This window comes from Cellulosimicrobium sp. 4261 (genome assembly GCF_040546915.1).
GTDB lineage: Bacteria > Actinomycetota > Actinomycetes > Actinomycetales > Cellulomonadaceae > Cellulosimicrobium > Cellulosimicrobium cinnabarinum.
Genome location: NZ_JBEPOQ010000003.1, coordinates 52706 through 78131, shown reverse-complemented (window position 1 = coordinate 78131; position 25426 = coordinate 52706). Strand labels below are relative to the sequence as shown.

The following is a 25426-nucleotide window of genomic DNA, read 5'->3' as shown; positions in this document are numbered from 1 at the left end:
AGGCTCAGCCCGTCGCCTGCCCGTCGTCTGCCACGACACGCGCCGAAGGTGCCGAGGCCCTCGGCCCGGTCCGCTCGGGGAGTCGCTGCCGACGACGAGGGCGCCGCACCCGGTCGGGTGCGGCGCCCTCGTGGCGTCAGGAGCACGTGGTCGCCCGGGGCGACCGCAGGTCAGAGGCGGACGACCGCCTGGGTCTTGCCGAGCACGCGCGCGCCCTCGAACGTGACCGTGAGGTCGACGCGGACGGTGCCCGCCTCGGCGTCGATGGCGCCGACGGTAGCGGTCACCTCGAGCGTCGCGACACCGGGGTTCGGCACGGGCACCGGACGTGTGAACCGGGTCTGGTAGTCGACGACCGCACCCGGGCCCCCGGCCCAGTCCTCCACCAGCGCGACGGCGGCACCCATGGTGAACATGCCGTGCGCGATGACGCCCGGCAGGCCGACCTCGGCCGCGAACGCGTCGTTCCAGTGGATGGGGTTGAAGTCGCCGCTCGCCCCGGCGTACCGCACGAGGCGGGCGCGGTCGACCTCGACCGTGCGCGTGTCGACCACGTCGCCGACGGCCAGGTCCGCGAGGACGGGACGGGTGTCGTCGGAGCTCATGCGCCCTCCCCGCGGACGGCGAGCGTCGAGGTGACGGTCGCGACCGGCTCGGTGCCGCCGTCGGCCAGGGTCGCGGCGATCTCGCAGCGCGTGGTGACCATCGCGAGGCCGGCTCGCTCGACGATCGAGTCCACGTGCAGCACGGTGACGAGCTCGTCGCCCGCGACGATCGGCCGGTGGTGCGTGAAGCGCTCGTCGGCGTGGACGACGCGCGAGAAGTCGATGCCCGCCTCCGGGTCCTCGACGAGCTGCCCCTCCGCCCGCTGGGCGACGACGACCGCGAAGGTCGGAGGTGCGACGAGGTCCGGATAGCCAGCACCCCGCGCCGCCACGAGGTCGTGGTGCACGGGGTGGGTGGCGCCGACGGCGCCCGCGAACTCGCGCAGCTTCTCGCGCCCCACCGAGTACGGCGCGTTGGCGGGGTACTCGCGGCCGACGTAGGCCAGGTTGACGCTCACTGCGGGACGCGGGTGCGGAGCCGGAGGCTCAGCGGGTCTCGCGGTGCGCGGTGTGCTTGCCGCAGCGCGGGCAGAACTTCGCGAGCTCCAGGCGGTCCGGGTCGTTGCGACGGTTCTTCTTCGTGATGTAGTTGCGCTCCTTGCAGTCCACGCAGGCCAGCGTGATCTTGGGGCGAACGTCAGCGCTCTTGCTTGCCACGGTAGTGAGCCACCTCTCGCGCCTCCGGAGGGCGCATGTGCTGTGCAGGTCGCACGACGCCGGCCGCCGTGCGAGGTTGTCGAAAGTGGTAGCGGAGGCGGGGATCGAACCCGCGACCTCACGATTATGAGTCGTGCGCTCTAACCATCTGAGCTACCCCGCCGCGTGACTGAACGCGAGGTCGCCTTGCAGTATTCCAGCAAGACGACCCCGCGTCACCACAGAGCCCCGAAAGGGAATCGAACCCTTGACCTTCTCCTTACCATGGAGACGCTCTGCCGACTGAGCTATCGGGGCAGCGCGGAAAACTCTACACGGAACACGGCGCCGAGAGAAATCGGCGTCGTTCCGCCGTTTCCGGGCCGTCGGACCGTGCCCGACGACGCCCTCACGGGCACTCCCCACGCACCGGACCGGCACGACGACGGGGCGCCACCCGTGGGTGACGCCCCGTCGCTCCGGTGGCAGGTGAGGGATTCGAACCCCCGAAGGCTGAGCCGTCTGATTTACAGTCAGATCCCTTTGGCCGCTCGGGCAACCTGCCGTGTGGAGTTGTCGCTCGCCAGGACGCTGCACCAGGTGCAGCCCCTGCCGTGCGGGCGAGCCAACGATACAGCCCGACCGGACCAGGTGCGAAATCCGCGTGTGGGCGCCCCTCCGTACAGTGGTGCGGTGACCCACCCCTCCCCCGCGCCGGACCACCTCCCCGGCACCGGGACGCCCGCACCCCCCGACGCCCCGTCCGTCCCCGCCGCACCGTCCGACGCCGCGGCACCCGCGCCGTCGAGCACGGGCCGCGGCGCACCCGCCCCGACGGACCGCTGGGGCCTGCTGCTCGGTGCCGGCGCGTTCTTCCTCTGGGGCGCGATGCCCCTGTACTTCCCGCTCCTGGAGCCGGCCGCACCGCTCGAGATCATCGCCCACCGCGTCGTGTGGAGCCTGCTCTTCTGCCTCGTGCTGCTCGCCGCGACGCGCCAGCTCGGCGGCTTCGTCGCCGCCCTCCGGTCGCCCCGCACGCTCGGGACGCTCGCCGTCGCCGCCGTCCTCATCGTGACGAACTGGACGGTCTACGTGTACGGCGTCCTCTCCGGGCACGTGCTCGACGCCGCGCTCGGGTACTTCATCAACCCGCTCGTCACCGTGCTCCTCGCCGTCGCCGTGCTGCGCGAGCGGCTGCGGCCCGCGCAGTGGGTCGCGGTCGGCGTCGGCGGGGCCGCCGTCGTCGTCATCAGCACCGGCGCCGGCGGACTGCCGTGGATCGCGCTCGTCCTCGCGGGCTCGTTCGGCCTCTACGGCCTGGTGAAGAACCGCGTGGGCCGCACCGTCGAGGCGCTCCCGGGGCTCGCCGTCGAGACGGCGGTGCTCACACCCGTCGCGCTCGGGTACCTGGTGTGGCTGGGCGCCACGGGAGCCGGCACGTTCGGCACCGAGGGCGTGGGCCACGCGCTGCTGCTCGCCTCCGCGGGGATCGTCACGGCCCTGCCGCTGCTGCTGTTCAGCGCGGCCGCCCGGCGGCTGCCGCTCAGCGTCGTCGGGCTCCTGCAGTACCTGGGCCCGGCGCTGCAGTTCCTGTTCGGCCTGCTCGTGTTCCACGAGCCCATGTCGCCGACGCGCTGGGCGGGCTTCGGGCTCGTCTGGCTCGCGCTCGTCGTCCTCTCGGTCGACGGCCTGCGCACCGCCCGGGCGACGCGCCTCGCAGCCCGTCCCTGAGCCCGCTCGACTACGGTGGGACCCAGCACCCTTCCCGGCCCGAGAGAGGACCACCCATGGCCGACTCGTCGTTCGACATCGTCAGCAAGGTCGACCGCCAGGAGGTCGACAACGCGCTGAACCAGGCCGCCAAGGAGGTCTCGCAGCGCTACGACTTCCGCAACGTCGGCGCGTCCATCGCCTGGAGCGGCGAGACCATCGTCATGGTCGCCAACTCGGCCGAGCGCGTGCTCGCGATCCTCGACGTGTTCGAGACCAAGCTCATCAAGCGCGGCATCTCTCTCAAGTCCCTCGACACGGGCGACAAGGAGCCCAAGGCGTCGGGCAAGGAGTACCGCCTCGTCGCGACCCTCAAGGAGGGCCTGTCGAGCGAGAACGCGAAGAAGATCACCAAGATCATCCGCGACGAGGGCCCCAAGGCCGTGAAGACCCAGATCACGGGCGACGAGGTGCGTGTGACGAGCAAGTCGCGCGACGACCTCCAGACCGTCATCGCGCTGCTCAAGGGCGCCGACCTCGACGTCGCGCTGCAGTTCGTCAACTACCGGTAGCCCGCCGTGACCCTGCCCGACGGCGGCCCGCGCCCGGTCGCGCCGGGCCGTCCCGCCGCGTCGTCGAGCGGGCTCCCGCGCGTCGTCGCGACGGACCTCGACGGCACGCTCCTGCGCTCCGACGGCACCGTCTCGGCGCGCACCCGCTCCGCGCTGCTCGCGGCCGAGCGCGCGGGCGTCGAGGTGGTGTTCGTCACCGCCCGGCCGCCGCGCTGGCTCGGCGCGCTGGCCGACGTCGTGGGTGGGCACGGGCACGTCATCTGCCTCGGCGGGGCCGCCGTCTGGGACCTCGCGACCGCGAGCCCGCTCGACGTGTGCGGCTTCACGGACAGCGAGGCCTCGACGCTCGTCGCGGACCTGCGGGCCACCGTCCCGGGAGTCGCGCTCGCGTTCGAGCGCGTCGACGGCCCGACGTTCGACCCGGGCTTCCGCTCCACCCCGGACGACGACGCCGACGTCGTCGCCGCGGTCGAGACCACGCTCCGCCGCGGCACCGCGCCCGACGGCCCGGTGCGGCAGCCGGTCGGCAAGATCCTCGCGCGCGACCCCGCCGTCCCCGTCGAGGACGCCCCCGCGACGCAACCCGTCGTCGTCGCGGAGGGCCAGACGACGGCGCAGGAGTCGTTCTTCGCGCGCGTGCGCGACGCCGTCGGGGACCGCGCCCACCTCGCCTACTCCGGTGCGGCGGGGCTCGCGGAGCTGCTCGCCCCCACGGTCACCAAGGACGCCGCGCTCGCGCGCTGGTGCGCACGCCTCGGCGTCGACGCCGCCGACGTCTGGGCGTTCGGCGACATGCCCAACGACCTGCCGATGCTGCGCTGGGCGGGGCGCTCGTTCGCCGTCGCGAACGCGCACCCCGACGTGGTCGCGGCGGCGACCGACGGCGCGGCCTCGAACGACGACGACGGCGTCGCGCGCGTCCTACTCGACGAGCTTGCCCACCACGGAGTCGTCGTGGCGCACGAGTGACGCGATCTCGGCGGGCACGGGCGGGATCTCCTCGGCCGTGACGCCTTCCCGGGGCGACCACACGAGGTTCACCTGCAGCGCCGGGTCGGTGTCGGGAAAGTCGGAGCGGTTGTGGCACCCGCGCGTCTCGCGACGGGCGAGGGCCGAGTCGAGCGTCGCACGCGCGGCGAGCAAGGACCCTTTCAGGTCGAGCACGTGCGCGAGGTCGTCGTACCCGGCGATGTCGGGGTGCGCGACGACGGCCCGCGCCCGGTCCTCCACCTCGTCCAGTCGCCGCAGCCCTTCGGTGAGCCCGTCGGCGGACCGCACCACGCCCGCGTGCTCGGTCATGACGTCACGCACGGCGCGCTGCAGCCGCCGCGCGTTCTCCTGCGCCGCCGGCTCGGCGCCGACGGCGGTGCCGAGCCCGAGGGCGAGGTCGACCTCGTGGGCAGCGGCCGCGACCGCGTCGCGGTCGCGCCGGGGCGCGTCGGACCCGATCGCGAAGTCCGCGGCGGCCGCCCCCGTGAGCCGCCCGTACACGAGCAGCTCGACGAGCGAGTTCCCGCCGAGGCGGTTGGCACCGTGCAGGCCGCTCGCCGCCTCGCCGATCACGTAGAGGCCCTCGACCTCGGTCGCATGGTCGGCGGCCTCGACCCGGACCCCACCCATCGAGTAGTGCGCCGTCGGGGCGACCTCCATGGGCGTCGTCGTGATGTCGAGCATCTGCAGGTCGAGCATCATGCGGTAGACGCGCGGCAGCCGCTGGAGCACCTGCTCGCGGGGCAGGTGCGAGACGTCGAGGTGCACGCCGCCCTTCGGCGTCCCGCGCCCCTCCGCGATCTCCGTGAAGCTCGCGAGCGCGACGCGGTCGCGCGTCGAGAGCTCGAGCCGCTCGGGGTCGTAGCGCTCCATGAAGCGTTCGCCGAGCGCGTTGCGCAGGATCCCGCCCTCCCCGCGTGCGGCCTCGGAGACGAGGGTGCCGGCCGCGTCGTCGGGCTCGAGGATCCCCGAGGGGTGGAACTGGACGAGCTCCGCGTCGCGCAGGCGCGCTCCCGCGTCGACGGCGAGGCGCCAGGAGTCGCCCGTGTTCTCGTCGCGCCGCGACGACGTCCGGCGCCAGATGCGCGTGTGGCCGCCCGCCGCGAGGATCACCGCGTCGGCGTGGACGGTCACGCGCGTGCCGTCCGTCACGTCGAACCCGTAGGCGCCGAAGACGCGCCCGCCCGCCGTGAGCAGACGCGTCACGTAGACCGTGTCGAGCACCGGCACGTGCAGCTCGTTCGCGCGCCGCACGAGCGTGCGCTGGATCTCCAGGCCCGTGTAGTCGCCGGCGAACGCCGTGCGGCGGTAGGTGTGCGCCCCGAAGAAGCGCTGGCTGATGCGCCCGTCCGCCTCGCGCGCGAACGGCATCCCCCAGCGCACGAGGTCCTCGATCCCTCGCGCCGCGTTCCGCGTGACGACCTGCACGACCTCGGGGTCGGCGAGGAGGTAGGACTCCGTGAGGGTGTCGGCCGCGTGCTGCTGCCACGAGTCCTCGGGGTCCATCGTCCCCAGAGCGGCGTTGATGCCGCCCGCCGCCAGGCTCGTGTGCGCGTCGTGACGGCGGCGCTTGCCCACCGCGAGGACGTCGACACCCCGTTCCGCAAGCTCGATCGAGGCGCGCAGCCCCGCGCCCCCCGTCCCGACGACCAGGACGTTCGTGGCGAGACGCCGATGACTCGACTGCATGGGGAGACCTCCGTCGGAGCACCGCGGGTCCTCGCGGCGCTCCGGCCGCGGAGACGGGCCCGAGGGGCTCAGGCCTGCCCTCCACGCTAGGTCGACGGCGGCGACCATGGTCCGGGTCGTGAGGTGGCTCACGCGGCCGGTACGTCACGCTCCCCGGTCACGCTCCTGGGTCACGCCGCTGGGTCACGCACGCCGGTCACGCTGCTCGGTCACACGTCGACCCGACGCCGCGGAGCACCGGCGCCCGACCCGGGGTCAGCGCTCTCACCCGGGGTCGGCGGGGGGCCTCAGTGGTACGTGATGCCGCCGTAGCCCGGGCCGTGGCCGGCCATCGCCTCGAGGCGCTTGATGCGCTCCGCCATCGGCGGGTGCGTCGCGAACATCTTGCCGACGCCCGCACCGCGGAAGGGGTTGGCGATCATCAGGTGCGAGACGTCGACGAGGTCGCGGTTCTGCGGCAGGGGCGCGCGCTGCGTCCCGGCGTCGAGCTTGCGCAGCGCCGACGCGAGCGCGAGGGGGTCGCCGGTGAGCTTCGCACCGTCCTCGTCCGCGTCGTACTCCCGCGTGCGTGAGATCGCGAGCTGCACGAGCATCGCCGCGATCGGCGCGAGGACCACCATGGCGATCGCCGCGAGCGGGTTGCCGCCGCGGTCCCGGTCGCCGCCGAAGATCAGCAGGAACTGCGCGAGCGACGTGATGACCCCGGCGAGCGCGCCCGCGACCGACGACGTGAGGATGTCGCGGTTGTACACGTGCATGAGCTCGTGGCCGAGGACGCCGCGCAGCTCACGCTCGTCGAGGAGGCGCAGGATGCCCTCCGTGCAGCACACGGCCGCGTTCTTCGGGTTGCGACCCGTCGCGAACGCGTTGGGCGCCTGGGTGGGCGACACGTACAGGCGCGGCATCGGCTGGCGCGCCTCCGTGGAGAGCTCGCGCACGATCCGGTACATGGCGGGCTGCTCGAGCTCGCTCACCGGGCGCGCGTGCATCGCACGGATCGCGATCTTGTCGGAGTTCCAGTAGCCGTAGAACGTCGTGACGAGGCCGATGCCGACGAACAGCCACAGCAGGTTCGCGCGCGCGCCGAACAGGGCCCACAGGCCCAGGACGATGGCCCACATGACGCCGAACAGGCCCGCCGTCTTGAGACCGTTGAAGTGCTGACGCCCCACGCTGTGCTCCCTTCCGCGCCCCGGGGGCCCCGCGCGGAGTGCCGGGCGCCCGACGGGCGCCGACCCTGCCGACGCCCACCTGGATGAACGCCCGAGGCGACCGTCCCGTTCCCGGGCCGGCCGACGGCGTCGGGCACCCGCGGCGAGGAAGGCCCGGCACCACCCCCGGGACGACGACGGCGCCCCACCCGGTGCGGGTGGGACGCCGTCGGCGTGCGGCAGGGGGACGGTCAGCCGGCCTGCGACTGGCCGCGCGCGACGCGGATCATGTCCTCGCGCGGGACGACCTTGATGCGCTCGCGCCCGTGCGGCTCGCCGAGCGAGCGCTCGTACGCGTCGAGAAGCTCCCAGCCGGACCACTCGATCGGGTCCACGCCGCGCTCGCGCAGGAAGTCCAGGACGGCCTCGGGCTCGCCGAGCGGAGCGACCCGGCCCGCCGTGAGGTCGGCCGCGGCGTCGCCGCCGTCGCCCGCGCCCGTGACGTCCTCGACGAGGTGCCGGACGGTCTCGGACGCGTCGGACTTCGTGTGCCCGATGAGGCCCACGGGTCCGCGCTTGATCCAGCCCGTCGCATAGACGCCGGGGAGGTGCTCGCCGTCGATGTCGACGACGCGGCCCTCGCGGTTGGGGATGACGCCCTTGAGCTCGTCGAAGGGGATCTCCGGGAGCGGCGAGCCGAAGTAGCCGACCGCGCGGTACACGGCCTGGACGGGCCACTCGTGGAACTCGCCCGTGCCGGAGACCGTGCCGTCGCCGTTGAGACGCGTGCGCTCGGTCCGCAGCGCCTCGACCTTGCCGTCGCCGAGGACGGCCGACGGCGCGTGGAGGAAGTGCAGGTGCAGGCGGCGCGACGCCGTGTTCTGGCTCGGGTCCTTGAGCGTCCAGTCGGTGAGGGTCTTGACGACCTGCTTCGTCTGGTTCGAGGAGCTGATGGCGGCCATCGAGCCCTCGTCGAACTCGAAGTCCTCCGGGTAGACGATCACGTCGACGTCCGGGACGTGGCCGAGCTCGCGCAGCTCGAGCGGCGAGAACTTGGCCTGCGCCGGACCGCGGCGGGCGAAGACGTGCACGTCGGTGACCGGCGAGGCCTTGAGCGCCTCGTAGACGTTCTGCGGGACCTCGGTCGGGAGCAGGTCGTCGGCGTGCTTCGCCAGGACGCGCGCGACGTCGAGCGCGACGTTCCCCGCGCCGAGGACGGCGACCTGCTGCGCCTCGAGCGGCCACGTGCGCGGGACGTCGGGGTGGCCGTCGTACCAGGACACGAAGTCGGCCGCGCCGTACGAACCCGGGAGGTCGATGCCCTCGATCGGGAGCGCCGCGTCGCGGATGGAGCCGGTCGAGAAGATCACCGCGTCGTAGTACTGGCGCAGGTCGTCCAGCTTGAGGTCGACGCCGTAGTCCACGTTCGCGAGCAGGCGGATGTCGCCGCGGCTCAGCACCTTGTGGAGCGCCACGATGATCTGCTTGATGCGCGGGTGGTCCGGCGCGACGCCGTAGCGCACGAGGCCGAACGGCGCGGGCAGGCGCTCGAACAGGTCGATGCTCACGTCGAGGTCGGTCTTGGACAGGATGTCCGCGGCGTAGATCCCGGCGGGACCAGCGCCGACGATCGCGACGCGCAGTGGACGGATGCTGCTCACAGGACAGGGCGCCTTCCGGTCGAGGACGGGGGTCTCTCCCGCGCGGCCGACGGGCCGTTCCGCGTCGACCGGTGGGTACCGGCCGCAGGAGACCTCTCGATTGTACGACTGGGGTGAGGGTTGCCTCACTCGGACCCTCTCCTCCGTGACCAGCCTGACACCGGTCTCGCCTGCTGGATACCCCGTCTTGCGGTCCGGGCGAATGTAACGCCGGGGGTCAGCGGTCGACGCGGAGGCTCCCCTGGACCGCGCGGATCTCCCCCGCGGCCCACGGGTGCTGCGTCAGCGTGCACGTCCCCGTCGTCTGCACGAGGTCGGCCACGGGGCCGCGCGGGACCACGACCGTGCGCACCGCCTGCACGAGGACCGTCCCCCCGCCGCCCTTGAACGACGCCTCCAGCCAGCGCCCCGGCAGGCCGTCGACGTCCACCTCGCCGCCGTCGAGCTCGCGCAGGCGCGGCATCGGCCGGAGCTTGCGGAGCACCTCGGCGTGCGCGTCGTCGAGCGTCTGCTCCGCCCGGATCCGCGACACCGTGACGATGACGTTCGGGTTGAACTCCCCCGGGTCGACCTCGCGGCCGAGCGCGAGCGGCAGCCCGACGTGCGGCAGCGGGACCCACCGCTCCGGCGCGACGACGCGCACCCCCACCGGGGCGGGGAAGTCGTCGCTCGGGTAGCGCAGCTCGGTCATGCGTCAGGTCCTCTCGTCGGGGTGGGCGCCGCGGGGCGCGTCAGCAGTCTCGCACCCGGGGCCGGTCGCGGACACGCCGAGGGCGCGGGACCCTCTCGGGGTCCCGCGCCCTCGGCGGAGCTCAGCCGGATCAGCTGTTCGAAGCCTGCTCCTGCTGCTGCGCGTTCTGCGTGGCCTTCTGGCCCGCGTCGGTCAGCGTCTGCGCGACGTTGTTGAGCTGCGTCTGCGCGGCCGGCCAGTCGCTGCCCTTGAACTGCTGGGCGTCGGGGCCCTCCCACGGCACGCTCTGGATCTGGGAGTTCAGGTTCTGCATCGTCGTCCGGATCTCGTCCGCCTTCTGCTGCAGCGTCTGACCGAGCCCACGGAGCTCCTCGACGTTCGCGCCCCACATGCCACCAGCCATGGTGTTCTCCTTCTGTGTCTCGACCCCCACCCTGCGTGGACGTCGTCCCGTTGTCGATGGCAGTACTCAACCATCGGCCCACGAACGCCGTCGATGGGGAGGTGTCCCCATGAGGTGCCCGTGGTCGTCACGTCGCTACCGCGGGAGCGCGACGTGCAGCTTGCGCGCCCTCCCCGAGACCACGAGGAAGCCGCGTCCCGGCGGGAAGTCCGCGCGGCGGATCCGGCCCAGGCCCGTCCCGAGCAGCGTGTCGCCGTCGAGGTCGCCGGGCGTCAGGAGCAGACCGGTGCGCCCCGCCTTGAACGGCTGCGCGATCGCCCACGCCTGGCCCCACGTCGAGGACTCCGCCTCGCCCACGACGAGCTGCTCGGCCCGCGTGGCGGCCCGCACGAACGCGACGAGGGGCTGCTCGGCGGGGGTGCCGGTGAGCTCGGTGACCGACTCGATGAGCACGGTGAGCGTGCCCGGGCGCAGCGACCCGCTCTCGATCGCCTGCGTGAGCGTCTCGAGGAGCGTCACGACCTCCTCGGGCGACGTCGCGACGGTGTCCCACGCGTCGAGCGCCGAGATGCTCGTGCGGCGCGGCGAGAGGTACACGACCCGGCCCGCGCGCGCCCGGCGCACGGCCTGCGCGATGGTGACGAGCGCCGTCGTGCGCCCGCCCCCGGGAGGGCCGGAGAGCATGAACGTGCCGCGCGCGGGGAGCCCGACGGGCGCGATGTCGAGGTCGTCGAGACCGATCGTCGGACGCCCGCCCGTGACCTCGGGCAGCGACTCGAGCGCGAAGCCGTCCGGCAGCCGCTCCACACCCGGCGCCTGCGGGATGCCGAGCCGCGTCATCGCGTCGCGGAGCTTGCCGAGCTCGCGCGCCTGGAGCGCGACGTTCGGGTCGCCGCCGAGCACCGCGACCTGGACCTCGTTCTCGTCGAGGACGCCGCGCCCGGGCGGGGACGTCAGCGACAGCACGTCCTTCGGGACGCCGAGCGTCAGGTAGTCGTCCTCGCTCGCGAGGCGCAGCACGAGCCGCTTCTGGATCGTCGAGCCGAGCGACGTCGGGACCGACGCCGCGCGGTCGCCCGCGACGACGACGTGGACGCCGACCTGGCGCCCGTCGGTCGCGACGGCCGTGAACGCGCCCCACACCGGGAACGCGTGCGCGGGCCGGAACTCGTACGACTCGCGGAACGCACCGATGCCGTCGACCAGGAGCAGGATGCGCGGCTCGTCGGGCGCGTTCGCGAGCCGACGGTACTCGTCCAGGCTGCCGGCGCGGACGGCGGCGTAGCGGGCGGACCGCTCGTCGACGAGGTCGCGCAGGGTGCGCAGCAGGCGCTGGACGCGCTCCTCGTCGTCGCCCGAGATGACGGCGCCGACGTGCGGCAGGTCCTCGAGCATCCGCAGGCCGCTCGCGCCCGCGTCGATCGCGTAGACCTGGACGGGGCCGCCGCGCGCGGTGATGGCGGCCGAGACCGCGATCGTCCGCAGCGTCGCGCTCTTGCCCGACCCGCCCGTGCCGTAGATCGCCATGTTGCCGTCGCGGTCGGGCTCGTAGAACACCGTCGGCTGGGCCTGCGACTTCGGGTCGTCCTCCACGCCGAGCAGCAGCATCGTGTCCGTGCGCGGGTTCGGCAGGCGCGCGAGGTCGTACGTCGGCGCGAGCTCGGCGAGCCACGGCTTGCGCGGCATCGGGACCGCGGCCTCGGTCGCGGCCCGGGAGATCGTCGCGACGACGCGCGCGATGTCGTTGGGGCCCGGGTCGGTGACCTCCTCGACCTCGGGTTCCGGGAGCTCCCAGCGCACGCCGGTGCCGAACGACATCTCCTGCACGTCGATGCGGGGACGCTCGGGGCGCGACGTCGTCCAGCCGCCCGCATAGCCGGTCTGGAACGGCGTGATGCGACCAGGACCGGTCTTCACCGCGCCGCGGCCCGGGATCGACGGGTCGAAGTGCGCGGCCATGGGGATGCCGAGGATGTCCGTCGAGTCGTCCTCGTCGGCCATGCGCAGCGCGACGCGCAGGTTCGTGTTGGCGCGCAGGTTGTCCTTGATGACGCCCGCGGGACGCTGCGTGGCGAGGATGAGGTGCAGCCCGAGGGACCGGCCGCGCTGGGCGACGTCCACGACGCCGTCCACGAACTCGGGGACCTCGTTGACCAGCGCCGCGAACTCGTCGACGACGATGAGCAGGCTCGGCGGCGCGTCGGGGTCGCCCGTGCGCTCGAGGGACGCGAGGTCCTTGGCCTTCTTCCGGTTGAGCAGGTGCTCGCGGTAGCGCAGCTCGGCGCGCAGCGACGTGAGCGCCCGGCGCACGAGGTGGGGCGAGAGGTCGGTGACGAGCCCGACCGTGTGCGGCAGGTTCACGCAGTCCGCGAACGCGGCGCCGCCCTTGTAGTCGACGAAGAGGAACGTCACGCGGTCCGGGCTGTGCGCCGCGGCCATGCCGAGCACCCACGACTGGAGGAACTCGGACTTGCCCGCGCCCGTCGTCCCGCCCACGAGCGCGTGCGGGCCCTGCGTGCGCAGGTCGAGGTAGAGCGGCTCGGTGCCGGAGTGGCCGACGAGCCCGCGGAGGTTGGTCGGGACGGAGCGCCGCACCGGCGGGGAGCCGTCGCGCGGCGTGAGCGACCCGTTCTCGCGCCACGCGTCGATGAGCCGGCTCGGGTCCTCCGCGAGGGCCGTGCCCGCGAGCGCGAGGTAGGAGACCGAGCGCGGGAGGTCCGAGTCGTCGTCGACGGGCGCGCCGACGTCGACCACGGGGGCCAGGATGCGCGCGACCTCGTGCGCCGTCGCGAGGTCGACCGTCTCGCACGCCACGGGGAACGTCAGGCGGCCGACGCGGACCTCGCCGCTCGTCGCGCCGGCGGTGCCCCCCGGGCCGGCGGTGTCGGCGGTGTCGGCGCTGTCCACGAGCACGAACGTGCGGCACGCGGCCGGGAGCTGCTCGACGGAGGGCGCGACCCACACGACGTGCACGCCGGCGTCCGCGCCGCGCTCGACGAGGCGCGTGAGGCGGGAGCGGTCCACCGGGGCGTCGTCCTCGACGAGCACGACGACGGTCGGCAGGACCGGCTTGGGGGTGTCCTCCCCCTCCTCGGGGTCGATGGGCCCGCGCAGCTCGGCGTGCGTGCCGAGGTCGGCGCCGCGCAGCTCGACGAGGTCCTCGAGCTGGGACAGGAGCGACTGCGCGGCCCCCGGGTTGTCGGCGAGGTGGTCGCCGCCGAGCGGGCTGTGAGGCGACCCGGTGTGCGGGAGCCACTCGAGCCACTCCCAGTCCGCGCGCGAGCGCTGCGACGTCACCGCCGCGAGCACGAGCTCCGACGGCGAGTGCAGGCCCGCGAGCTGGACCAGCACACCGCGCGCGACGGCGTCGACCGCGGCGCCCGCCCCCGCGACGCCGAGCGCGCCGACGGTCCGCAGCGGCGCGACGACGGGGACGCCGGAGATCGTGGCGCACTGCGTGTGCAGCTTCTCGAGCTCGTTCCAGAACTCCGGCAGCGTGTTGTTCTCGCTCGGCTGCTCGAGCTGCGTGCGCGCGGGCGCGGAGCCGAGCCCGATCCGGACGGAGAGGAACGCGTCGTGCTCCGGGCGGTGCGTCCACAGCAGGCCGCCGAGACGACGGACCGCGTCGACCGTGTCGGCGACCGACGGCGCCTCGGAGAGCCGCACCGCGCGCTCGACCGCGTGCGTGCGGTCGATCGTGTCGCGCATCGCGACGACGGCGGCCTCGAACTGCTCGCGCTGCGCCTTGAGCTTGCGCCGCGCCTGCACCTTCTGGTCGAGGTAGTTGCCGAGCATGAGGATCGGGCTGAGCCCGATGAAGACGATCGACAGGACGTTGCGCGTGACGGAGTAGAGGATCACGCCCATGAGGAGCGGCGCGACCATCGCCAGGTAGGGGAACCGCTGCGGCTCGGGCGGCTGCGGCGGCTTGGGCGCCTTGAGCTTGCGCTCGGGGAAGCGGGCCACGACGCGCGGGGACCGGTTGAACTCCACGACCGGGCTCGTGGGCGCGAGGCTCGTCGTGCGGTGCAGCGCGACGACCGAGACCACGGTCGTCCCGATCGTCACCGTGTCCGCGGACGTGAGCGTCGAGCGCAGCATCCGCTGGCCGCCCATGACCAGGCCGTTCGCGGAGTTCGTGTCCGTGATCTCGATCGTCTCGCCGACCGTGATGCGCGCGTGCCGCTTCGACACCTGGGGGTCGCTCAGGCGGATGTCCATGTTGCGGTCGCGCCCGAGGTAGCTCGTGCCGACCGGCAGCGAGAACTCGCGCCCCGCGTCCGGGCCCTCGAGCACGCGCAGCACGGCGACGGCGGCCCCGCGGTCCTGGCCCGGCGAGTCGAACTGCTCGGAGACCCGCACGATCGAGACGGTCGACCCCGAGCGCAGCCCCGCCTCGACGAGGTCGCTCGTCGGCGACAGCACGCGACCCTGGCCGCTGCCCGACGGCGACGTCCCGACCTGCAGCGTGAGCCGGTCCGGGACGGCGGTGCCCGCGCGTGTCGGGTCGCCCGCGAACAGCGCCTCGGCGACGTCGCGCACCGACGCCGTCGCGTCGGCCGTGACGGCGACGTTCGTCGTGCTGGCGTCGGGGCGGTGCAGCGTGAGCTTGATTCGCACGGGAGTTCCTCGTTCGGGTCCGGGTGGTCAGCGGCGGACGGCGAGCGGTCGACGGGCGCGACCGACCGGAACGCGCGGCGCGCGCTCGCAGGAGCGGGCGGGCTCAGCCGTCGTCGGTCAGGTCGAGCAGGGGCAGGTCGGCCGCCGTCACGAGGCGCGACGCCACGGCGTACTCGACGAGCCGCGCCCGGCGGTTCGTCGCGAGCGCGCCCGGCCCGCCGCGCAGGCCCTTGACGCCGATCCGGTCGAGCTTGTCGCACACGTTGTCGAGCTTGCGGTTGAAGCGCGTCGTCGCCCAGCCGAGGCGAGCCGCCGCCGCGGCGGACGACGGGATCTCCGACAGGCCCGTGCCGTCGCGCCGCAGCATCGGCTCGGCGAGCGCCACGATGAGCTGCTTCTGGCTCGTCGTGAACGTGATCATGCCGATCGTCGTCGCGCCGCCCGCCTCCGGGTCCTCCGAGCGGATCTCCTGGTAGGGCGCGCCGCGCAGCTGCGCGGTGATCTCGTACGTCGTCGGCCCCGCGGTGAACACGATCGACGTCGTCGGGAAGACGATGGGCAGGCGGTTGCCCGGCGAGAGCCACGACTGGACGCCGCCGCCCGAGTCGCACACCGTCGCGGAGATGAGCGACCCCACGTTGGCGAGCCACCAGATGCCCCCCTCGTGCGCGATGCGCAGGAAGCGCCGGTGCAGGTACGGGTTGTCCTCGATCGCGAGGTCCCCGTCGCGCCCGATGTCGAACGGGTCGCCGTCGGTGGACGGGCGGAACCACTCGCCGCAGAACTCGACCGCCAGCTCGCTCATGCCGCCTCCCCCGTGACGCACGTCTTCTGCGGCGCGGCCGAGACCTTGCCGTCCCGGTCGACGATGACCTCGATGCACACCTGCTCGCCGGGCTTGGCCCGGAGCTCGACCGACGTCTTGTCGAAGTTCTCCTTGAACGGCGTCTCCTCGATCGGGTCGATCTTGCGCCACCAGAAGGAGTCGTCCTCGAGCGCCTTGTCCGAGTCGTAGGCCCACGTGAACGTCGCGACCTCGCGCGCCGGGTCGTAGGTGCCGACGAGGTCGTTCACCGGGGGCACGAGGTCGCCGAGGTTGTCCGACGGGACGAAGTCGTCGTCGGGCGCGGTCGAGCTCTCGCCGCCCGCGGTGGTCTCCGTGTCGTCCGGCGTCGCGTCGGGGCGCAGGAGGAAGAACCCCCCGACGGCGACCGCGACGCCGACGACGCCCGCGACCGTCGCCCAGAGCGCACCACGCCCGGAGCGCTGCTCCTGCGGGGACGCGTCGTCGGCCCCCTGCTCCGGCCCGGCGGTCCGGTGCACGGTGTCCTCGACCGGCGGGGTCCCCCAACCGCCGGGACGCCGCGCTCCCGGGTACATCCGGGACGGGTCCGTGAGCTCCGCGACGGACGCACCACCCTGCCCGACGGCGGTCGTCGGCACGGTGCCGGACGTCCCCGCCGCCGGCCCCTGGTCCCACACGGCGGGCGCGTACGGCACCTGCGGGCGGTACGGCGCCGGCTGACCGGGCGCGGTGCCCGGGGCGACGGTCTGCCCCGGCCACGCGCCGGGCGGGGCGGCGTGCAGCGGGGTCGTCGGCTGCGTCGGACGGCCGGGCGCGACGGGCCCAGCGGACGTCCCGGTCCCGGACGGGTCGATCGAGACGACCTGGCGCAGGCGCGTCCCGGCGTCGTCGTCCGGCTCCTCCTCCTGGACGTGGCCCGAGTCGTCGAGCAGGTCGATCGGCGTCACCGCGTACGACAGCTCGTTCTGCACCTGCTGGAGGGCGCGCGCGAACGCGAGGACCGTCGGGTAGCGCGACGCCGGGCTCTTCGCCATCGCCGTCGCGAGCACGCGCTCGAGCGAGGCGGGGACGTCGGTGCGGCCCGTCGGGGGCAGCGGCGAGCCCTCGATGCGCGAGATGAGGTTCGCGCTCGAGTTCGACCCCCCGGGCACCTCGAACGGGGTGCGCCCGGCGAGCAGCGTGTACGTCGTCGCGGCGAGCGCCCAGACGTCCGTCGCGATGCCGCTGCGCGGGGGCTCCGCGAACGACTCCGGCGGTGACCACGGGATCGACATGCCCTCGGCGCGTGCCGCGTCGTCGACCGTGGACGAGATGCCGAAGTCCGTGAGCGCGGGGTGCCCGTACTCGGTGACGAGGATGTTCGCGGGCTTGATGTCGCGGTGCAGGATCCCGGCGCGGTGCGCCGTCTCGACGGCACCGGCGATCTGGACGGCCGTGCGCAGCGCCTCCGCGACGGGGAGCCGCTCGGTGCGGTAGCGCGCGCCGAGGTTGGGCCGCGAGCAGTACTCCATCGCCAGGTACGGGCGGCCGTCGTCCGCGATGTCCGCCTCGTACATCGTGACGATCGACGGGTGCGTCGAGAGCGTGGCCATGAGGTCGGCCTCGGCGTCGAACGCCGCGCGCTGCGAGTGGCTCGACCACTCGTGCAGCAGGACCTTCACCGCGACGCGGCGGCGCGGGCGCTGCTGCTGGTACAGGAAGACGTCCGAGAACCCGCCCGAGCCGATGAGCGAGACGTACTCGAAACCGCGGATCTCCGGTGGTGGGGACGGTGCGCGCTTGCTGCTCACCGGATCCCCTCGAACCGCAGGGTCACGCCGTCGCCCAGGTCGGCGACGTCGCCGTCGACGACGAGGACCGGCTCGGACGGGTGCAGGCGCCGCGGCGGCTGGCCGCCGCGCAGGAGCGTGGTCCCGTTCGTCGTCGCCATGTCGCTGACGAGGACGTGCCAGCCCTCGAGCGTGATCTCCAGGTGCGAGCGCGAGATGTCCTGCTGCGGGCTCGGCACCGTGACGAGGCGCGGCAGCTCCGCGGCCTGGGTGCGCGGCGAGCGCGGGCGACGGCCCACGACGACGGGCCGGTCGAGCTCGAGCGTCTGGCCCGTCGACACCACGACCCGGCCGAGCGGCGGGCGCACGGCGAGCTCGGCGTCGCCGTCGAGCGGGGCGTCGCACACGGCGCACGTGTCGCGCGACGGCGGGTTCGCGTGGCCCTCGGGGCACGTGCGCGCGAGGATCTGCTGCTGCCCGGGCGCGGGCGGCGGGCTGAAGGACGGGACAGGGGGCGGCGCGGGCGCGTCGTCGGCCACCGGCTCCTGGGCCGCCGCGCGCAGGTCGGCGATCGCCGAGGAGAGCACGGTGTGGCCGTCGTGGTCGAGACCGGCGACGGGCGCGTCCTGCCCGGGCTCGTCGTCGGGCGTGACGGTCGCCGCCCGGTGCGCGGCGGCGGGCGTCGCGCCCGTCCACTCGCGCGGGACGCCGGCGATGAGGCCGTCCGGCGCGGGCGGCGGGGCGGGCACGGGTGCCTCGTCCGCCGGCGGGGCCGGGACGGCCGGGGGCGCGGGCGGCACCGGGGCGGACGACGCGGGCTCGTCGGCCTCGTCCGTCTCCTCGTCCTCCGCGGCGCGGACCGCGGCGTCCTCGACGGTCCGCAGGATGGTGGAGCCCCACAGGTGGGCGTAGTCGTCGTCCTCCTCCGGCGGCGCCTCGGAGACCGGCGCTGCCGGCTCCGCGACGGGCGCCGGCTCGGCGGCGTCGGGCTGCGGCGCGATCGTCTCCTCCGGGAGCCGGAGCGTCGCCCCGAGCCCGCCGAGGACCGTCGTCGCCGACGGCGCCGCGGGCGCCTCGGCGAGCGTCGCGGTCTCCGCGGCGGAGTGGTGTGCGCCCGGTCCCGCGAGCGGCTCGGGGCGGGCGGCCCCATCCGTCTCCGGGGCGGCGAGCGGGCGGCCGTCGGCTCCGGCGTCGGGACCGAGGTCGTCGCTGCCCCGGTCCTCGCTGCCGGTCGCGGCGGGCTGCTCCGGCCGCTCGACGAGCGGCCACGCGACCGCGGCCGCGAGCACCACGCCCGACTCGAGCGGCACGGAGAGCGCATCCCCGAGGAGCGGCCCGCCGGGCGGGGCGGGCTCGACGGGCACGACGCCCGCGTCGGCCTGGACGAGCAGCTCGACGACGTCGTCCAGGACCCGCTCCGACCAGGTGGTGACGCCCTCGCCCTCGACCTGGACGCGGTCGCCGCCGTCGAGCTCGAGCGTGACGGAGAGGCGGCCGCGCGCGGCCACGTGGACGCGGCGGCCGGTGACGACCGCGACGACGAACGGGGGCACCGTGCGCAGGCTCGACCCGAACGCGCCCGTGAGGACCTGGAGGACCTCGACGACGCCCGCGTCGGTGCCGAGCTGGTCCCACACCTGCTCGACGAGCGAGGGCTCCACCGGTGCGGGCAGCACGACGACCGCGCCCCCGCGCACCACGGTGCGTGCCGTTCCGGTGACGTAGCGCAGCGTCACGTCAGACCCCCGATCTGCAGACGAACATCCCTGGGCAGCGTGTCCTCGTCGACGACCGGACCCGGCGCCCCCGCCTGGTCCCGCGGTGTCGTGCTCCCGCCGCTCGTGTCGTCGGACACGCCCGTCGCGTCGACGACGACGACTGTGATGTTATCCCGGCCACCGGCGGCGATGGCCTCGTGGACCAGCCGCTCGGCGGCGGCCTGCGGGTCCGGCGTGGCGAGGAGGACCTCCGCGATCCGCTCGTCGGACAGCTCGCCGGTGAGGCCGTCGGAGCAGACGAGCACGCGGTCGTGCCGCTCGATGGGCAGGTACCAGAAGTCGGCCTGCGGGGCGTTGCGCGAGCCGAGCGCGCGCGTGACGACGTGCCGCCGCGGGTGCGTGAGCGCCTCGGTCGGGGTGAGGAGACCGGCGTCGACCATCTCCTGCACCTCCGAGTGGTCCACGCTCACCTGCTCCAGCCGACCGCCCGCCAGGTGGTAGGTCCGCGAGTCGCCGACGTTGACGACGAGCCAGTACGGGTTGCCGTCCTGCTCGGAGACGACGACGCCCGTGACGGTCGTGCCGGCGCCGCGGCCCGGCTCGGTGACGATCGCCTGCACGTTCTCCTGCGCGACCGCGATCCGGGTCCGCACCTCCTCGGGCGTGACGACCTCGAGGTCGGCGAGCGGGCGCAGGGCCTCGACGGCCGTCGCGCTCGCGACCTCGCCCGCCTCGTGCCCGCCCATGCCGTCGGCGACGAAGAACACGGAGCGCGCGGCGAGGAAGCGGTCCTCGTTGAGGAGGCGGCGGGCGCCACGGTGCGACGCCGCGCCCCAGGCCAGGTGCACCTCGGCGGGCTGGTCGGTGGTCACGAGACTCCCGGGTGGACGACGAGGCGACGGTCGCCCACGTGGATGGTCGCGCCGACGGGGACGCGCACGCGTGTCCCGGGCTCGGCGACACGGGGCGGTGATCCGGGCACCGAGACGACGGTGCCGTTCGTCGAGCCGCGGTCGGTGAGCCACAGGCCGCTCGGGTCGACGCGCAGCTCGGCGTGCGTCTTGGAGACGGAGCGCGTCGGGTCGTCGACCGCGACGAGCGTCCACGGGCCGTCGTCGGGCGCCTGCGGGTTGCGGCCGACGAGGGTCGGACGGTCGACGGTGCGCCGCTCCCCCGACTCGAGCTCGAGGACGACGGCCACGTCCGGCGCGGGGTCCATCGCGCGCACGTCGCGCGCGGACATCCGGGTGCTGTCCCACTCGGGCTCGGCCGCCTCGGGGGCCGCCGGTGCGGCGGCAGCCGCCGGGGCGGGCGCGGGCGCCGGGGCGGGCGTCGGTGCGGGGGCAGGTGGGGGCGCGTCGGGTGCGGGCGGCGGGGCGGAGGCACCGCCCCCGACGCCGGGGACGCCCGTGATGAGGCCGCCCTCGGCGGGCGCGGGCGTGGACGGGAAGGCCCACGGGTCCGGCACGGGGGCGGACGCCGTCGGCACCGCCCCTGCCGCCTCGTCGGGACGGGCGGGCGAGGCGGCAGACGGCGGCGGCGCGAACGACGCGGCGGGGGTCGCGGCCGACGGGGCGGGCGGGCGCCCGGCGTCGGGCACCGGGTACGACGCCGTGTGGCCGCCCGGGGCGGCGGGATACCCGGCCGGGGCGCCGTACGCCGCCGGGCCGCGCTCCACGAGCGAGGCGACGCCGTCGTACCCCGAGGACGCGGGGGCGACGCCGCGCACGTCGAGCACGAGCGACCGGCCCGCCTTGTCGTGCCAGCCCTGCGACCGGCCCGAGGAGTCGAAGCGCGGGCTGAGCAGCACGACGAGGATCCCGCCCAGCGGCACGACCCCGACGATGATCCAGCGCAGCGCCGCGCGCCCGAACCCGACCGGACCGCGCGTCCCCGCGTCCACCGTGCGGACGCCGGTCGCGAGGTTGCCGAGCGTCTTGCCCGTCGAGCCCTCCCAGAACCACACCCCGACCCACCACGCGAGCGCGAGCACCGCGGCCGCCACGTAGACGACGAGGATCTTGCCGAGCAGCGCGGCGGCCTCGTCCTGGGTCACCGTCTGCACGCTGCCCAGCGGCGCGCCCACGATCGCGAGGCCGGCCACGAGCACCACGAGCGCCACGACGGACGGCACGGCCACGTCGACGACGTACGCGAGGAAGCGGCGCCCGGTCCCCGCGAACGGCGCGGCCGCGAGGGACGACGGCGACGCCCCGGACGAGACCGGGGCGAAGGCCTTCTGCGTCGCCGCGTAGACCTCGGGCTCGGTCGTCGTGTCCGGGGTCGCGTGCGCGACGGCGGCGTACGGCAGGTCCGGGCCACCGGGGCCCCCGCGGCCGGCGACGGCCTGGACCCCGCCGACCGGGCCGGACGACGGTGCGGCGACGGGCCGGCCCGTCCGCGGGAAGGGCTGCCCGCACACCGCGCAGAACGCGGCCCCCGGGGACTGCGCGGACCCGCAGGCGGGGCACGTCACGTCGCTCATGACTCGTCTCCCTGTCGTCTCGACGGCCCCGACGACGACCCTGCCGCCGGCGGCACGGCGCCACCCCGCGCGCCGGCGCGGCGGCCGGGCAGCCACCGGCGCAGGCCCGCGGAACCGCCGCCCGCGCGCACGGACCGCAGCGAGAGCGCGGCACGCACGCGAGCGCGACGGTTCACGGAGGAGCGTAGCCCTCCGACGACGGAGTCGACGTCCGCCCAGAACGCCTCGATCTCCTGCTCCGTCGGCTCCCCGGTGCCGAAGACGGTCGCGTCCGCGCGGTGCGCGAGCGGGATGGTCGCCGTGGCGCCGTACGCCTGCGCGAGCACCCCCGCGCCCTCGCGGCGTGTCGAGCCGGCGGGGACGGGCGTCCCGAGATCGGTCGCGGCGTCGAGCACCTCGCGCCAGCCGCCGCTCACGCGGTCGACGGGCCGTTCCGCGGTGCGGCGCCGGGCCCGGCGCCGCGCCTTGTAGGCGAGCACGAGCACGATCGGCAGCGCGAGCAGCGCGAGGGGCACGACCACGGCGACGCCGATGAGGACGGCCTGGCCCCAGTCGAACCCGTCGCTGTCGGCCTTCTCCTTCTCCTCGTCGTCGATCTTCCCGGCCTCGGCCTCGGCGGGCTCCTCCGGCGGCTCCGGGTCCTCGAGGATCGGGGGCTTGGGCACCTGGAGGCTCTTCGGCTCCGGCTGGATCTTGTTGTCCTCGTCCGGGATCGCCGTGATCGGCACCCAGCCGTGCCCGACGAACGGCACCTCGGCCCACGCGTGCACGTCGGTCCCGGTCGCGGTGTACGGCTCGCCCGGCTCGAGCGGGTTCTTCTCCAGGTCGGGGTAGAAGCCCATGACGACCCGCGCGGGGATGCCTGCCTGGTTGGCCATGAGGGCGAGCGCGACGGCGAACTGCTCGTCGTCGCCCACCATCTCCTCGTCGGCGAGCAGCGTGTCGATCCGTTCCGCCGAGTGGCCCGGTCGCGACGGCGGCTGCGTGTCGAGCCCGCTCGAGAAGATGCCGCTCGCGACGAGGCCGTCGCGCAGCGCGAAGAGCTGGTCGACCGGCTCGGTCTCCTCGCCCATGAACTGCGCGGCCTTGCCCGCGAGCGACGCGGGCAGCACGCCCTTCGGCGGGGTGGGGACCTGCACGGACTGGTCGATCGCCCCCGCGCGGAGGTCGTCCTCGGTCGGCTCGGCCGTGACGAGCGTGTCGAGCGTGTAGGTGTCGCCCGGGCGCAGCCCGGCGGTCGACAGGGCCGTGCCGGTCGTCGCGTTGTAGTACGTCGTGTCGCCGAGCTCGCGCGCCCGCTCGCCGGTGTAGGTGATGCCCGCGAGCTGGCCGGCGTCGGGCACCCACACCCCGGTGTAGTCGCCGACCTGGACGTCGAGGCGCGTCGGCGTGCCGGGCGCGACCGTCGCGATCTCCTGGCCGGCACGCGTGTAGACGCCCGAGCCGGGCAGCCCGCTCGAGACGTCGTAGACGACGCCGTTGTACGTGTCGAGCGCGGCGAGGCGGACCTTCGCGCCCGGGGGCAGGCCCCGCACGGTGAACAGCTCGTCCTCGCGCATGTCCTTGGCGTACTTGCGGAACGCCGTGAGCGGGCTGACGTACTGGTGCAGGTCGAGCGGCGGGACGACCGTCTCGCGCAAGACCGTGCGCGGGTCGTCGGGCAGGAGCGCCGGGGCCGCGAAGGCCGCCGCGACGCCGCCGACGACGAGCATCGCGGCGCCCGTGCGCACGCGGTGCCACCACAGGCGCCGCGTCGCAGCGCGGCTCGCCTCCGTGGTGATCTGGTGCGCGCCGAGGCGCGCGGCGGTGACGCGCCACCCCGCCCAGAGCAGGCCGACCCCGCCGAGGACGAGGCCCTGCACGACCGGGTACGCCGCGATGACGGTCCCGAGCAGGATGACCGCCACGAACGCGACGGCCACCGGCACGAGCGCCCACGCGGCACGGCGCGCGCGCCACGCGATCGTGCCCGCGAGGAGCCCCGTGACGAGCATGAGGAGATACGGGACGACGGCGAGGTGCGGGAACGAGTGCAGCGGCGGGACCGTCGTGACGAACTCCTTCCAGCCCGTCACCGCCCCCCGCGCGAGGTCGGAGATCGTCGCGAGCGACGGGAGCACGCCGCCGATCGCGTCGGCGGGCAGGGCGAGCACGCCGCCCAGGAGGAGGTACGCGAGGACCGCGACCGGGAGCACGGTGTAGGCCGCCCAGCGCCGCCAGGCGCCGAGCCACGCGACCCCGAGACCGACGACGGCGCCCCCCGCCGCGGGGAGCAGGTAGCCCGAGGACCCCCAGACGGGGCCGAACCCGACGACCGTGGCGCCGAGGACGAGGACGAGCGCGAGCGCGTCGACGGCGCCGAGCGCCGTGAGGGCGCGCGGGGTGTCGGCGCCCCGCAGCCGGGTGGTGTTCCGCTGCGACGTGCCGGACGAGGGCGCCGGGGTGCCGACCGGCGTGGCGCGGCGCGAGCCGCGCGTCGTGGTGCTGGGAGCGCTCATCAGTCGTTCAGCCTCCGCAGGGCGAGGGGGAGCTCGCCGAGCTCGCCGATGGTGAGGACGACGAGCTCCGCGATGGCGTGCCGGCTGAGGGACGCGCCGGGCACGCACTGGATCGCCATGACGCGCACGTCCTGCGGCAGGCGCGCCGACGCCGCGCGGAGCTCCGTCGGGGTGACCCGGCTCCCGACGATGAACGCCACGACCGACGCGTCCGTGATCGTCAGGCCCGCGACGCGCGCGACGTCGACGAGCGACGTCCGCTGCGACTGCGTCTCCACGCGCGCGAGGTCGTCGAGGAGGCGCGTGCGGTGGTCGCCACGCAGGGTGCCGTCGTTGACGAGGACGGTGACGCCGCGGTCCTCCTTGATCGCCTGGAGCCCGAGCGACCCGCACGCGCTCACGGCGAGCTCGAACTCGTCGTCGTGCGCGTAGTCCTCGGCCCGCGTCGAGAGCAGCACCGCGAGGTGCGAGCGCCGCGTCTCCTCGAACTGGCGGACCATGAGCTGACCCGTGCGGGCCGTCGTCTTCCAGTGGATGTGGCGGCGGTCGTCGCCGGGCACGTAGTCGCGCAGCGCGTGGAACGACACGTCGGAGTTCGAGATGTCGGTGGTCACGCGGCCCTCGAGGTCCTTGAGGAAGCCGGTCGACGAGCCGGACAGGTTCTTGACCCGCGGGTGGACGAAGAGCTCCTCCGGCTCGGTCCACACGACCTCGCGGCGCAGGAGCCCGAGCGGGTCGGCCCGCACCGAGCGCACCGGTCCGACGGAGATGACCGACCGCCGGTGGGTCGGCACGGTGAAGATCTCCTCGTGGCTCCCCTGCGGACGCAGGCGCGGCACGGGGAACGTCGCCATGCCCTGCCCCACGGGCAGCTCCATGACCGACGGGAGCAGCGGGCGGGCCGAGTCGTTGCGGACGTCGAGCCGGCCGACCGCGCGGTCCCCCACCGTGACCCGCTGCTGCGCGAGGTCGAGCACGACGGCGTACCGGAAGCGCCCCAGGACGAACGCCACGGCCGCGAGCAGCGCGACCGTGAGCAGGACCGCCACGACGAGCAGCTCGAGCCACGACAGCGCCAGCCCCGCCCACCAGCACGCGACCGTGACGACGAGCGCGGCCCAGCCGAACGGGCTGACGGCGGACGTCACGGGCCGGACCGTTCGCGCGGCGGGCGCGAGCGCACGCCCGACCGGCGCGGTGACCCGCGCGAGGGGTGCGGCCAGGGGGCGGAGCAGCCCGGCGAGGGCGGACCCCGCGCGGGGTGCGCCCGGGCGGCCGCCGCTGGCGGTGCGGCCGGAGCGGGCGCTCGGGCGACCGCTGGTCGGGCCGGGGGTGGCGTTCATGGCATGAGCTCTCGGTCGGTGCGGGGCCGTGGATCCGCCGGCGGCGGGACGGCGTGCGGCCGGCGTGCGGGACGCCGGTC

19 protein-coding genes and 3 tRNA genes are annotated in these 25426 nt (G+C 74.8%); 3 read left to right on the top strand and 19 right to left on the bottom strand.

From position 1 onward, the window contains the following. Nucleotides 1–170 precede the first annotated feature (170 nt). From ABIE39_RS04905 to ABIE39_RS04880, 6 genes are all read right to left on the bottom strand, one after another. Complete coding sequence (locus tag ABIE39_RS04905) at nt 171–605, bottom strand: MaoC family dehydratase (RefSeq protein ID WP_354050677.1); 435 nt, start codon at nt 603–605, stop codon at nt 171–173. Next, a complete protein-coding gene (locus tag ABIE39_RS04900; RefSeq protein ID WP_209827109.1) occupies nt 602–1063 on the bottom strand; it encodes an FAS1-like dehydratase domain-containing protein in 462 nt (153 codons plus the stop codon). The genes ABIE39_RS04905 and ABIE39_RS04900 overlap by 4 nt, the downstream gene beginning before the upstream one ends. Nucleotides 1064–1091: 28 nt before the next feature. Next, on the bottom strand, nt 1092–1262 hold the full coding sequence (gene rpmG, locus ABIE39_RS04895; RefSeq protein ID WP_021482899.1) for a 50S ribosomal protein L33: 171 nt from the start codon (nt 1260–1262) through the stop codon (nt 1092–1094). An 86-nt stretch (nt 1263–1348) separates the two neighbouring features. After that, nucleotides 1349–1425 (bottom strand) — tRNA-Met (locus tag ABIE39_RS04890). 61 nt (nt 1426–1486) lie between these two features. Next, nucleotides 1487–1559, bottom strand: a tRNA-Thr gene (locus ABIE39_RS04885). Nucleotides 1560–1724: 165 nt separating this feature from the next. Further along, nucleotides 1725–1806: transfer RNA gene (locus ABIE39_RS04880), tRNA-Tyr, on the bottom strand. A gap of 128 nt (nt 1807–1934) precedes the next feature. Between ABIE39_RS04880 and rarD the strand changes: the two genes are divergently transcribed. The 3 genes from rarD to ABIE39_RS04865 are packed head-to-tail and all read left to right on the top strand — an operon-like array spanning nt 1935 to nt 4492. After that, on the top strand, nt 1935–2972 hold the full coding sequence (rarD, locus tag ABIE39_RS04875) for an EamA family transporter RarD (protein WP_209827107.1): 1038 nt from the start codon (nt 1935–1937) through the stop codon (nt 2970–2972). Nucleotides 2973–3028: 56 nt separating this feature from the next. Next, the gene (locus ABIE39_RS04870; protein ID WP_144680650.1) at nt 3029–3523 is read left to right on the top strand and encodes a YajQ family cyclic di-GMP-binding protein; all 495 of its coding nucleotides are present in this window, start codon (nt 3029–3031) and stop codon (nt 3521–3523) included. Nucleotides 3524–3535: 12 nt separating this feature from the next. Next, entirely contained in the window at nt 3536–4492 is a 957-nt protein-coding gene (locus ABIE39_RS04865) for an HAD hydrolase family protein (RefSeq protein WP_175008176.1), read from the top strand. Here ABIE39_RS04865 and ABIE39_RS04860 read toward each other — a convergent pair. The 13 genes from ABIE39_RS04860 to ABIE39_RS04800 form a co-directional block, all read right to left on the bottom strand. Further along, nucleotides 4445–6202 (bottom strand): L-aspartate oxidase, encoded by a 1758-nt coding sequence (locus ABIE39_RS04860; protein ID WP_354050674.1) that lies wholly within the window; start codon nt 6200–6202, stop codon nt 4445–4447. The two genes, ABIE39_RS04865 and ABIE39_RS04860, sit on opposite strands and share 48 nt — an antisense overlap. Nucleotides 6203–6489: 287 nt before the next feature. After that, the gene (htpX, locus tag ABIE39_RS04855) at nt 6490–7374 is read right to left on the bottom strand and encodes a zinc metalloprotease HtpX (protein ID WP_074808849.1); all 885 of its coding nucleotides are present in this window, start codon (nt 7372–7374) and stop codon (nt 6490–6492) included. A gap of 230 nt (nt 7375–7604) precedes the next feature. Beyond that, nucleotides 7605–9014 carry an FAD-dependent oxidoreductase gene (locus tag ABIE39_RS04850; RefSeq protein ID WP_209827101.1) on the bottom strand — a complete coding sequence of 470 codons (1410 nt, stop codon included), beginning with the start codon at nt 9012–9014 and terminating at the stop codon, nt 7605–7607. 217 nt (nt 9015–9231) lie between these two features. Then, complete coding sequence (locus tag ABIE39_RS04845) at nt 9232–9705, bottom strand: LpqN/LpqT family lipoprotein (protein WP_354050671.1); 474 nt, start codon at nt 9703–9705, stop codon at nt 9232–9234. A gap of 130 nt (nt 9706–9835) precedes the next feature. Next, entirely contained in the window at nt 9836–10108 is a 273-nt protein-coding gene (locus ABIE39_RS04840) for a WXG100 family type VII secretion target (protein WP_021482523.1), read from the bottom strand. 135 nt (nt 10109–10243) lie between these two features. Then, entirely contained in the window at nt 10244–14728 is a 4485-nt protein-coding gene (locus ABIE39_RS04835) for a type VII secretion EssC family protein (protein WP_209827096.1), read from the bottom strand. Between the two features lie 103 nt (nt 14729–14831). Further along, nucleotides 14832–15533 (bottom strand): hypothetical protein, encoded by a 702-nt coding sequence (locus tag ABIE39_RS04830; protein WP_043654136.1) that lies wholly within the window; start codon nt 15531–15533, stop codon nt 14832–14834. Continuing rightward, nucleotides 15530–17323, bottom strand: coding sequence for a protein kinase domain-containing protein (locus tag ABIE39_RS04825; RefSeq protein WP_354050668.1), 1794 nt, complete (start codon nt 17321–17323; stop codon nt 15530–15532). The genes ABIE39_RS04830 and ABIE39_RS04825 overlap by 4 nt, the downstream gene beginning before the upstream one ends. Next, nucleotides 17320–19038 (bottom strand): FHA domain-containing protein, encoded by a 1719-nt coding sequence (locus ABIE39_RS04820; RefSeq protein WP_209827092.1) that lies wholly within the window; start codon nt 19036–19038, stop codon nt 17320–17322. Before ABIE39_RS04820 ends, ABIE39_RS04825 begins: the two co-directional genes overlap by 4 nt. Continuing rightward, nucleotides 19035–19892 (bottom strand): protein phosphatase 2C domain-containing protein, encoded by an 858-nt coding sequence (locus ABIE39_RS04815; protein WP_175007813.1) that lies wholly within the window; start codon nt 19890–19892, stop codon nt 19035–19037. Before ABIE39_RS04815 ends, ABIE39_RS04820 begins: the two co-directional genes overlap by 4 nt. Further along, on the bottom strand, nt 19889–21505 hold the full coding sequence (locus tag ABIE39_RS04810; RefSeq protein ID WP_354050666.1) for an RDD family protein: 1617 nt from the start codon (nt 21503–21505) through the stop codon (nt 19889–19891). Before ABIE39_RS04810 ends, ABIE39_RS04815 begins: the two co-directional genes overlap by 4 nt. Next, complete coding sequence (locus ABIE39_RS04805) at nt 21502–24003, bottom strand: transglutaminase-like domain-containing protein (RefSeq protein WP_354050664.1); 2502 nt, start codon at nt 24001–24003, stop codon at nt 21502–21504. Before ABIE39_RS04805 ends, ABIE39_RS04810 begins: the two co-directional genes overlap by 4 nt. Then, nucleotides 24003–25346, bottom strand: coding sequence for a DUF58 domain-containing protein (locus ABIE39_RS04800; protein ID WP_354050662.1), 1344 nt, complete (start codon nt 25344–25346; stop codon nt 24003–24005). Before ABIE39_RS04800 ends, ABIE39_RS04805 begins: the two co-directional genes overlap by 1 nt. Between the last annotated feature and the right edge of the window lie 80 nt (nt 25347–25426).

What these genes read in the sequence shown, in the direction of transcription:
- ABIE39_RS04805 (WP_354050664.1), bottom strand. Translation starts at nt 24,003, where the DNA reads ATGAGCGCTCCCAGCACCACGACGCGCGGCTCGCGCCGCGCCACGCCG.
- ABIE39_RS04905 (WP_354050677.1), bottom strand. Translation starts at nt 605, where the DNA reads ATGAGCTCCGACGACACCCGTCCCGTCCTCGCGGACCTGGCCGTCGGC.
- ABIE39_RS04800 (WP_354050662.1), bottom strand. Translation starts at nt 25,346, where the DNA reads ATGAACGCCACCCCCGGCCCGACCAGCGGTCGCCCGAGCGCCCGCTCC.
- ABIE39_RS04830 (WP_043654136.1), bottom strand. Translation starts at nt 15,533, where the DNA reads ATGAGCGAGCTGGCGGTCGAGTTCTGCGGCGAGTGGTTCCGCCCGTCC.
- ABIE39_RS04870 (WP_144680650.1), top strand. Translation starts at nt 3,029, where the DNA reads ATGGCCGACTCGTCGTTCGACATCGTCAGCAAGGTCGACCGCCAGGAG.
- ABIE39_RS04845 (WP_354050671.1), bottom strand. Translation starts at nt 9,705, where the DNA reads ATGACCGAGCTGCGCTACCCGAGCGACGACTTCCCCGCCCCGGTGGGG.
- ABIE39_RS04810 (WP_354050666.1), bottom strand. Translation starts at nt 21,505, where the DNA reads ATGAGCGACGTGACGTGCCCCGCCTGCGGGTCCGCGCAGTCCCCGGGG.
- ABIE39_RS04860 (WP_354050674.1), bottom strand. Translation starts at nt 6,202, where the DNA reads ATGCAGTCGAGTCATCGGCGTCTCGCCACGAACGTCCTGGTCGTCGGG.
- ABIE39_RS04840 (WP_021482523.1), bottom strand. Translation starts at nt 10,108, where the DNA reads ATGGCTGGTGGCATGTGGGGCGCGAACGTCGAGGAGCTCCGTGGGCTC.